Raw genomic sequence first — 8,555 nt, forward strand, 5'->3', positions numbered from 1 at the left:
ACCTCGGTCACCGGCAGCGGGACTTCGTTTGAAGCGGCCGGGCTGGAGGCAGGGGATATCTTCTGGGCGGCCGGGCTGAGTGTCAGGATCGCCAGCGTCAACAGTGCGACCTCGCTCACGCTCGCTTATCCCTGGCCGGGGGCCACCCAGACCGCTGTGAACTACGAGGTCCGCTTCACGCCGGATATGACCCGCGCACTGGCCTCGGCGCGGGAATTGCTGGAGGAGCTTTCGAACGGCAATCTTTCGGCGCTTGCGGCGCTGGAAACGATGGCGAACAAGCTGCCGTGGTTCGATGGCGCAGGCTCTGCGCAACTGGCAGACCTGACATCGCAGGCCCGTGGTCTGCTGGGCGGCTCAGCCCTCTCGCGGGCAGGCAGCGATTATACGCTCAACGGCAAGCTGCTCGGCACCGCCGTGACCCAGAACGACAAGGATACCACCGGCGGGCGGTTGCACAGGACCGATGACAATATCCTGTTCCATGCCCTGCGCCGGTTCGGCGGCTATTATCCGGCCGGGGGCGGTGCAAATATCGACACTGCTGTCGCTGGCGATGCGGGGCTGTATCACGACGGCAATGCTGGCACCTTCCCGGGCGGCGCATCCGGCAATTTCTGGTGGATCACGACACAGGCCTTGTATGTGGGCGCCGCCGCGATGCAGCGTGCGATCCTGTATTCCGGGGCCGGCACGCCCCCCAATACGCGCAATGAGCAGATGCGCCTGCGCGCAAACGACGGCACATGGGGGGCGTGGCACACTGTTTATAATGCTGGATCGCTGCTCGGGACTGTCAGCCAATCCGGTGGTGTGCCGACCGGCAGGGTGATCGAACGCGGCAGCAATGCCAATGGCGATTATGTCCGCTTTGCCGACGGGACGCAGATTTGCTGGGGGACCGTGACATCTACGGATGCGCAAAACATCGCCTCCGGGGCGTTGTATCGCACGGCAGGCGTGTCGTGGACTTTCCCCGCAGCCTTTAACAGCGCCCCGATGCCGATGCCCGGGCATGCGGGCGACACTTCGGCGTGGTTTACCTTCGACGCGCCAACTACCGCCAGCGTGTTCATGCGGCGGCTCGGCACCCTGTCCGGCGCCACGAATGTGACCTACCGCGCCTCGGCCATCGGCCGCTGGTTCTGAGGAGACCCACCATGATCATAACCCTGTCCCCCATCCGCTCTGATGCCTCCCTGACGCTGACCCGTCAGGGCGACACCCTGATCATCAACGGCGTGGCCTATGATTTTGGCCCGCTGGCCGAGGGCGCAACCCTGCCGCGCGAGGCGGTGCAATGCGACTGGCTGGCATCGGATGTCACCCGCATCAACGGCAAGATCCGCCTGACCCTGATCCTGCCGCATGGGCCGATCCCGCTGGACGCACCGCCTGAAGCGCGGGTGGTCACCCATCCCGAACCGGTCCTCGTCACCACAGACGGGCCGATCCTGTTGCCGAGCTATAGCCCTGAGGAGGCCGCACAATGAGCATCGACTGGAGCAGGACGATCACCGCCGAGGCCCGCGCCGCAACCGCGCTGGAGGCCGCCAAAGCCGAGGCCCGTGTCACGCTGGCAGCGGCCGTCACCGCCGCCCGCGCGGCGCTGATCACCGATCTGCCGGGGCAGAGCATGATCTACCTGGCGAAAGAGGCGGAGGCCGCCCGCTGGGCCGCCGACCCGGCGCCCGATCTGGCTGACTACCCGCTGATCGCCGCCGAGATCGGCATCACCGCCCCCGATGGCGCCAGCCTCGCACAGATCTGGCTCAACCTCGCCGCTCTCTGGCGCAGCGCCGCCGCCGATCTGGAAGCCCTACGCCTCACCACCCGCGCCGCAATCGACGCCGCGACGACACTTGAGGAAGTCGGCGCGGCCGTGAGCCAGCTTGTTCAGGTTCAGGGGTGAGGAGACGGTCGTCAGGTTCCGGCTCGGGCGCCGTCAGGAAATGGGTGGCACAAAATTTTCACCGACAAAGCTGACACCCCATTCCGACAAAGCTGGCGCCGCGCAACACCCAGGTAGTCCATCACGCGCAACCAGATGCGTAATGTAGCCCGGATGTAGCCCAGCGGACCAGCCGCACGAAAAGCAACGAGAAAAGTAATTGCTACTTTCTCTTATTTTAAGGGAGATTTAAGTGGTGCCCAGAGCCGGAATCGAACCAGCGACACGCGGATTTTCAATCCGCTGCTCTACCAACTGAGCTATCTGGGCACTGTCAGCCTGTGGCTGCTTGGTGGGGCGGTATTAAGCGAGGGCGCAGGGGCTGTCCAGAGGGTTTTGCGAAAAAAGTTCAGTGCTTCGGCGGTTCTTCGGATGGGACTGTAGGGGGGTGCTAGCTTTGTCGGAAGGTCAGACCTTGAATAGCAAGCCGGTAGGGCATTGAAAGAAGTAATAAAATTAGTGTTTTCGGCGAGCGTGCAGCCGTCAGAGTGATGAAAGTGGGTGGGTGGAAATGCGCGATTTGGGCCTGTGAACCGCGCAGAAACTTGCAAAGTGGCAGCAGATACCGCGCATCGGGCTGCACTTGGTTAACATCCCGTCAGGAAACAGGAAATCAGGACACCGAAGGCTCAAAGTGAGCGAATTCCTGACCGCGTGGGTGGTCAGCTTTGTCGTCGAGGTCTGACATCGCGTCAGACCTCGATCTTTAGTTTAGCCATGCTGGATATGGTCAACAAAATAAGGTGCTTCTAGCAGCACAGGCCCGCGCGCCAGAAATCCGAGGTCTGACGCGGCAATCAGGCCAGATTGGCGATCAACAGCTCCGCACGGCCCCCGCGCGCGTTGCCCCCGCCTGCGATGGTGTAGGTCGTGGTCACCTCGTCGAGCTTTGCCCAGTCGAAGGTTTCGCGGATCTCGGGCACATCGTTGATCGACATCAGGAACCGCCCCTGTATTCCGCGCAGCTGGTCGGAGAGGCGCTGAAAATCCGCCCTGGCGAAGATCGCCTTGCCATAGTCATCCTCGCAGCCCCAATAGGGCGGATCGAGATAGAACAGCGTGTCCGGGCTGTCATAGCGCGGGATGAAATCCGACCAGTCGAGGCACTCGATCACCACGCCGGAAAGGCGGGTGTGCAGATCCTCGAGCATCGGTTCCAGCGTTGTCAGGTTGAACCGGCTGGGCCTGCCTTTACTGACGCCGAAATTGCGACCGGAAACCTTGCCGCCAAAGGCCGTGCGCTGAAGGTAGAGGAACCGCGCCGCGCGTTCGAGGTCGGTCAGCGTTTCGGGGTTGGTATCGACCAGCCGGTTGAACTCGGCGCGCGTGGTCAGCTGGAACCGCAGCGTGTCGAGGAACTGCGGGTAATGCCGCTGAAGGATGCGGAACAGGTTGGCGATGTCGCGCGAGCGGTCGTTGATCACCTCGGCGCGCGGTCGGGTCGAGCGACGCAGGAAGATGCCACCCATGCCAACGAATGGCTCGGCATAGGTGGTGCAGTCCATGGCGTCGATCTGGGCGCAGATGCGCTTCGCGAGGTTACGCTTGCCGCCCAGCCAAGGGGCGACAGGGGAAATCGGGGTGACGTGCGTCATGTTCTCTCCGGGGATAAGTCGGTGAGAACTTAACAGGAACAAATCTGGCTGCTAGCCCTCGAAAATGAAATCGCCAGAAGTCAGTTTTCTGCCTGCCCCGAGCTCGGCAACCAATCTTTGCTGTGCTGCCCCGTCGCCGTCAGGATCAAAGTACAGTTTCCCTGTCGCCTTGTGGTAAATGATATAATCATCGCTAGCTTTCGCCTTCGGTCCGCGTACGAAGACGTCGTCGGGAACATGGCCTGAAAGTTGCGGGAAGGCAGATGTGCTTAGGAGAAGATGATCGGTGCCGCTTCTGAAGTCATCGATCAGATCAATGTCCTTGGCATTTGCTCGGGTGTTGAACACGAAGGTGTCACTGCCTGCGCCTCCATGCAGCGTGTCGCTGCCCTTGCCGCCGCTCAGTGTATCGTCCCCAGTTTTTCCGAAGATAAGATCAGCCCCAGCGCCACCGTTGAGCAGGTCAGCATCCCTGCCTCCATCAAGGGTATCTCTGCCAGCTCCGCCATTTAGAAGGTCGCGTCCACCCTGGCCATATAGGGCATCGTTGCCTGCATCCCCCAAAAGCCGATCATTGCCGTCGCGACCTAGAACGGTGTCGGCCCCTTGTCCGCCATAGATTGTGTCTCTTCCAGCATAACCTAAGATATTGTCGTCATCGCTCGTTCCGAACATACGGGGATCATCCAGAAGAGTTATTTCTAGAACTTGGGACGTGCTGCCGTCGGAGAAAGTGGCGCCCTGGACATTGACATGTAGTTCGAGTGTTTCTGCGCCCTCCCGTGCGTTCATGTCGCGCAACGTGGTCAGCCGAATGGGGACATCCTCTTTCATGTTCACATTGGACGCGAAGGAAATGCTGCCAGAGCCGCTTGTGCCTCGATAGTCTTCATCTGAAGCTGTGACCGCTGAGAACCAATAATTATAGGTTATGGAGGCGACCTGCGCTGAGAAGCGAAGGACGAATTTCGCGTCAGTGCCTTCCTCAATATCTGTGCCATTGGGCTTTAGAATGCTTGCTGTGACGACCATAGTCCCCTCCTTCTGAGGATGTATTCATAGCTTGCTGACAGCAGCGTAGACGCGGCCGATGACGCGCAGGTGTTTGAGCGCGGCCGCGTCAAGCGTTTCGGGTTCATATGCCCGGTTGTCGGAAATCAGATCGATCCGGCCATCGAGGCGGCGGCGGATGCGCTTCACTAAAAGGTCGTTCTCTACCGCAATCACATAGATATAGCCGTTCTGCACATCGGTCTTCGAAGTGTCGACGAGCATCGGAGCTCCGTCCAGGATCGTCGGTTCCATACTGTCGCCCCGCGCAGGCAAGATGACGGCGGCATCGGTCTGGACACCAAGTTCCTTCAGCCAGTGACGCTCAAAAGCCACGCGGGTTGTAAGTGTCTCACTTGTCGGAGCTGAGCCAGGCCCGGCAGAGGGGCGCACTTCGTCATATCGTGGGATAGCAACCATTCCCGGCTGGTCGAGATCAGCTATTGCAGAAAATCCCGGCCTGCTCCCGCTCATCTGCGCTTTTGCTACGTCATGGATCATCGGCTTGTGAATGCTTCCTCGCAACAAGCGTTCGGACAGCGGTCTTGCCATATCTAGAAGCTCGGCGCCGGGGATGTGCATCTCACCTTCCCCAGAAACCAACCAATTAAGATCGATAAAGAACTGACCATGATAAGCGAGCAGCACGTCGGCGTCAGGCGTCCGCTCGCCGCGCTCGTAATGTGCAAGCGTATTCTTGCTGATTCCTAGCAGGTTCGCAAAGTCATCGCGATCCACATCACCAAGGTTGCGACGAACCTGACGCAGGCGTTCCGCCAAAGGTGTTTTGGGGTCGATTTCCGGTCTCGCCACAATCCTCATTGATAAACCACTTTTGCGCTTCACTTAAGCGCAAAAGTGGTTTATCCCTATCTTGTGTCCCGGCCTTGCGGTCGCGACAGTTGTTCCAAACCACTCAGAAAAAAGCGGGTGTTTGCGGCACCCGCCTCTCACTGGAGGTAACCCATATGACCCATCGCCCTGAACCGGCGCTGGACTGGCCCGGCATTGTCGCCGAAGTCCATCGTCAAGGCATGACCCTGACCGAGCTTGCGAAGCGCAACGGGCTGCCCGTCAATGCCTGTCGCAAGATCTCGTCCCAGGGCCACTACAAGGCGCAGCAAGTGCTTGCGGAGTTCCTCGGATACAAACCCGAGCAGCTCTGGCCGACCCGCTACCCCAAGGGGAAACCTCGCATTCTCGATACCGCGAAATTCCCGCCGGTGGCGAGTCAAAAAGCGGATGCCGCCGCTGACAAGAAGGCGGCTGCGTGATGCGCCTGCTGTCAAATCTCCTGCCCGATCCTGACAGGCTCGGCGATGCTATCGGGGCCTTCGGGCTGCTGCTGGCGGTCGTCGCAGGCTGCTGGATCGGCGAGGGCCTGGGGGTGTGGCTGTGAGCCTCTGGGACGCGCTTTGCATCCATGCTGTCTACCACGACTGGAATCCTATCCGGCTCATCCTGCGTGACCGCTGGGTGATCCGCGTCTTCAAGACCTACGGGCTGACCTACCCGGGCTGGCGGGCCTTGCGCGACTGACGCGCTGCCAGCCCCAGAAACTTCAACAAGACAGGCACAGAATGCCCAAGCTGATTGAGCTTCCGCTCACCTCGATTGAGGTGGGCACTGACCGCGCACGCGACTTTGATCCCGCCTGGGCCGCTGGCCTTGCCGGGATCATCGCGGCGCAGGGTCTGAAACACCCGATCACCGTGCGCGTTGTTGACGGGATCAATCGCCTTGTGGCCGGGCGATACCGGCTGGAGGCGGCGCGTATCCTCGGATGGGAGGCGATTCCCTGCATCCTGTCCGAGGCTGACAGCGATGATGCGGCCCGGCTGGAAGAGGTGATGGAGAACCTCGGCCGGGCCGAACTGATCGCGCTGGACCGCTGCCATCACCTTTACGAGTTGAAGGTGGTCTGGGAGCGGATGTATCCGCAGGCGAAGCACGGTGGGGATCACGGTAATCAGTATACGGGTGGCAAGAGCCAAAGTTTGGCTCTTGCCTCTGAGGCGCCCGAAGTCTTCGGTTTTGCCAAGGCGAATGCTGAAAGGATTGGCCTTGGCGTGAGCGCCATCAAGATGGCCGTGAAAATCTGGAAGGGTCTTTCTCCCGCCAGCCGGGCCGCGCTGATTGGCACCGATCTCGCCACCAAGCAGACCGAGTTGAAGGCCCTGTCGGAACAGAAGCCCGCCGTTCAGGCGAAGATCCTCGATCTGATCTTCGGCGACGTCCATCCGGTCCACAATGTCGCGCAGGCGCTGTCCTATCTGGCGAATGGTGTGTCACCGGATGCCCGCGAGCGGTTCTTCACCAAGATCAGCGCCACCCTTGCCGCGCTGGATGACACGGTCTTCGAGGATGTGATCCTCGCCAATGAAGACCGCGTGGTCGCTGCCCTGAAGCGCAGGGGGCGCCTCTGATCATGGCGCGCTACCGCGACCCCCTGACCAAAGACCTTTTCGCCTGGGAGCCGCCGCAGGTGGCTGTCCGCTATGGCGAAGAGGTGGCGGGCCGCGGTGCACTGGACAACAAGATTGCCCGGCTGATCGGCCATGCCCTGCGCGAGGCGCGTGAGGATGGCGTGTCGCGCCCGGAGGTGGCCCGCCGCATGGCGACCTATCTGGGGCGGCCGGTCAGCGAGGCAATGCTGAATAAGTGGTCTTCCGAGGGATCGGAGGACCACCGCATCCCGCTCGATGCCTTCATCGGTCTGGTTCACGCGACCGGCGCGCTGGCGCTGCTTGGCTTCGCGCCGGGCGAGTTCGGTCTGACCGTGATCGCCGCTGAATATGCGGACCTGATCGAGGAGCGTCTTCTGGATGATCACATCGAGGAAATGCAGGCGCGGCGGCAGTTGCTGGCAACGCGCCGGAGGTCGAGGAAATGAACCAGACGTTTTTCACGGCAGCAGAGATCGCGGAGACTGCCCGCCAGCGTGGCCTGACCTGCTGGCCCCATACCGAAAGCGCGTCGATTCGTCGGATCAAGCGTGAGGGCTGGCCTTCGCTGCCCGGGCATCTGGCCCGCGCCCGGGTCGGGCGCGAGGGCGGCGGTGGTGTGGAATACCATTTCTCGCTGCTGCCCGAGGCGGTGCAGGCGGCAGTCTCCAGCCAACGTGCCAAACTGGCCTTGACGGCTCGGCATGATCTGGAGGCAGAGCGGGATCGCCGCCAGATCGAGGCGATGCGGGTGTCGGCGCTGGATGCTGGCGCGCGTGATGTGATGCAGGCCCGGGCCGAGGTTCTGACGGCAATTGATGGTTATGCCATCGCGCGCGGTGAAACGCGCGCCTGGGCTATCGCCCGGTTTGGCGAGGCGCTGGAGGCGTATGCAGCCCGTCAGGAAATCGAACGGCGCCGCGATGCGGGTGAAATTCTGACGCCGCGCGAGGCAGCTTCGCTGGCGCAGCGGCTGGTTCTGACCGCACCGGACGGGTTTCAGATCTCCCCTGAGCGTGTGGTGAAGGCCAATGACCGTCCTCGGGGCGGCATGGATATCAGCGAAAGGACAATTCAGCGGTGGTTCAAGACGCGGGACGAAGATGGCGTCCTTGCACTGGCGCCGACACCGCCCAAGCAACAGGCGGAAATCCCGGCAGGTTTCTATGACTTCCTGAAGTTCTGGGCGATCCCGAAGAAGCCGAGCGTCCCGGCCGCCTATGCGAAATACACCGAAGCGGTTGCGGCGCGCGATGTGGTCCAGCCGATGACCGTGACCTTGCAGCAGGTCCAGTATGTGCTGAAGCACCGCATCAAGGGGCTGGATAAGTATGTCGGCCGCGAAGGGCTGCTGACCCTTCGGTCCCGCATGGCTTATGTCACCCGCACGACCGAAGATATGTGGCCGACTACGGTCTACACGGCAGACGGCAAGACCTTCGATGCCGAGATCGCAGATCCGGTGTCGAACCGCCCGATGCGCCCGGAAATCACGTCGGTTCTCGATGTCGCCAC

The 8,555-nt window shown here is 61.5% G+C and carries 10 protein-coding genes, 1 tRNA gene and 2 pseudogenes; 9 read left to right on the plus strand and 4 right to left on the minus strand.

The features are described from left to right. The 3 genes and pseudogenes from IE126_RS25025 to IE126_RS25035 all read left to right on the plus strand — a co-directional run. Positions 1-1,149, plus strand: a pseudogene (locus tag IE126_RS25025) (hypothetical protein); the annotation flags it as partial. A gap of 11 nt (positions 1,150-1,160) precedes the next feature. Next, entirely contained in the window at positions 1,161-1,493 is a 333-nt protein-coding gene (locus IE126_RS25030) for a hypothetical protein (RefSeq protein ID WP_189383057.1), read from the plus strand. After that, entirely contained in the window at positions 1,490-1,912 is a 423-nt protein-coding gene (locus tag IE126_RS25035) for a hypothetical protein (RefSeq protein ID WP_189383059.1), read from the plus strand. The genes IE126_RS25030 and IE126_RS25035 overlap by 4 nt, the downstream gene beginning before the upstream one ends. Positions 1,913-2,145: 233 nt before the next feature. On the opposite strand, the gene IE126_RS25040 is transcribed toward IE126_RS25035, so the two are convergent. The 4 genes from IE126_RS25040 to IE126_RS25055 all read right to left on the minus strand — a co-directional run bounded on the left by IE126_RS25040 (position 2,146) and on the right by IE126_RS25055 (position 5,418). After that, a tRNA-Phe gene (locus tag IE126_RS25040) sits at positions 2,146-2,221 on the minus strand. A 527-nt stretch (positions 2,222-2,748) separates the two neighbouring features. Beyond that, complete coding sequence (locus tag IE126_RS25045; RefSeq protein ID WP_189383061.1) at positions 2,749-3,546, minus strand: DNA adenine methylase; 798 nt, start codon at positions 3,544-3,546, stop codon at positions 2,749-2,751. Positions 3,547-3,597: 51 nt separating this feature from the next. After that, a complete protein-coding gene (locus tag IE126_RS25050; protein ID WP_189383062.1) occupies positions 3,598-4,578 on the minus strand; it encodes a calcium-binding protein in 981 nt (326 codons plus the stop codon). 24 nt (positions 4,579-4,602) lie between these two features. Then, positions 4,603-5,418 carry an XRE family transcriptional regulator gene (locus IE126_RS25055; protein WP_189383064.1) on the minus strand — a complete coding sequence of 272 codons (816 nt, stop codon included), beginning with the start codon at positions 5,416-5,418 and terminating at the stop codon, positions 4,603-4,605. Between the two features lie 146 nt (positions 5,419-5,564). Here IE126_RS25055 and IE126_RS25060 point away from each other — a divergent pair, with 146 nt between their 5' ends. The 6 genes and pseudogenes from IE126_RS25060 to IE126_RS25080 form a co-directional block, all read left to right on the plus strand. Continuing rightward, positions 5,565-5,870 carry a helix-turn-helix domain-containing protein gene (locus IE126_RS25060; RefSeq protein WP_189383066.1) on the plus strand — a complete coding sequence of 102 codons (306 nt, stop codon included), beginning with the start codon at positions 5,565-5,567 and terminating at the stop codon, positions 5,868-5,870. Next, positions 5,870-5,995, plus strand: coding sequence for a hypothetical protein (locus tag IE126_RS26310; protein WP_268245851.1), 126 nt, complete (start codon positions 5,870-5,872; stop codon positions 5,993-5,995). The genes IE126_RS25060 and IE126_RS26310 overlap by 1 nt, the downstream gene beginning before the upstream one ends. Continuing rightward, entirely contained in the window at positions 5,992-6,135 is a 144-nt protein-coding gene (locus tag IE126_RS25065; RefSeq protein ID WP_189383068.1) for a hypothetical protein, read from the plus strand. The genes IE126_RS26310 and IE126_RS25065 overlap by 4 nt, the downstream gene beginning before the upstream one ends. Before the next feature lie 41 nt (positions 6,136-6,176). After that, positions 6,177-7,022: a ParB N-terminal domain-containing protein gene (locus IE126_RS25070; protein WP_189383070.1), complete on the plus strand. Its 846-nt coding sequence runs from the start codon at positions 6,177-6,179 to the stop codon at positions 7,020-7,022. Positions 7,023-7,024: 2 nt separating this feature from the next. Beyond that, complete coding sequence (locus IE126_RS25075; RefSeq protein ID WP_229825922.1) at positions 7,025-7,489, plus strand: hypothetical protein; 465 nt, start codon at positions 7,025-7,027, stop codon at positions 7,487-7,489. Then, positions 7,486-8,555 (plus strand): annotated as a pseudogene (locus IE126_RS25080) (Mu transposase C-terminal domain-containing protein); the annotation flags it as partial. The gene IE126_RS25075 and the pseudogene IE126_RS25080, both read left to right, overlap by 4 nt.

Origin of the sequence: Gemmobacter nanjingensis (genome assembly GCF_014652195.1) — a bacterium.
GTDB classification, from domain to species: domain Bacteria; phylum Pseudomonadota; class Alphaproteobacteria; order Rhodobacterales; family Rhodobacteraceae; genus Gemmobacter; species Gemmobacter caeni.

Coding starts and splice junctions, on each gene's coding strand:
- IE126_RS25045 (WP_189383061.1), bottom strand. CDS start 3,546: ATGACGCACGTCACCCCGATTTCCCCTGTCGCCCCTTGGCTGGGCGGC.
- IE126_RS26310 (WP_268245851.1), top strand. CDS start 5,870: ATGCGCCTGCTGTCAAATCTCCTGCCCGATCCTGACAGGCTCGGCGAT.
- IE126_RS25035 (WP_189383059.1), top strand. CDS start 1,490: ATGAGCATCGACTGGAGCAGGACGATCACCGCCGAGGCCCGCGCCGCA.
- IE126_RS25055 (WP_189383064.1), bottom strand. CDS start 5,418: ATGAGGATTGTGGCGAGACCGGAAATCGACCCCAAAACACCTTTGGCG.
- IE126_RS25050 (WP_189383062.1), bottom strand. CDS start 4,578: ATGGTCGTCACAGCAAGCATTCTAAAGCCCAATGGCACAGATATTGAG.
- IE126_RS25030 (WP_189383057.1), top strand. CDS start 1,161: ATGATCATAACCCTGTCCCCCATCCGCTCTGATGCCTCCCTGACGCTG.
- IE126_RS25070 (WP_189383070.1), top strand. CDS start 6,177: ATGCCCAAGCTGATTGAGCTTCCGCTCACCTCGATTGAGGTGGGCACT.
- IE126_RS25075 (WP_229825922.1), top strand. CDS start 7,025: ATGGCGCGCTACCGCGACCCCCTGACCAAAGACCTTTTCGCCTGGGAG.
- IE126_RS25060 (WP_189383066.1), top strand. CDS start 5,565: ATGACCCATCGCCCTGAACCGGCGCTGGACTGGCCCGGCATTGTCGCC.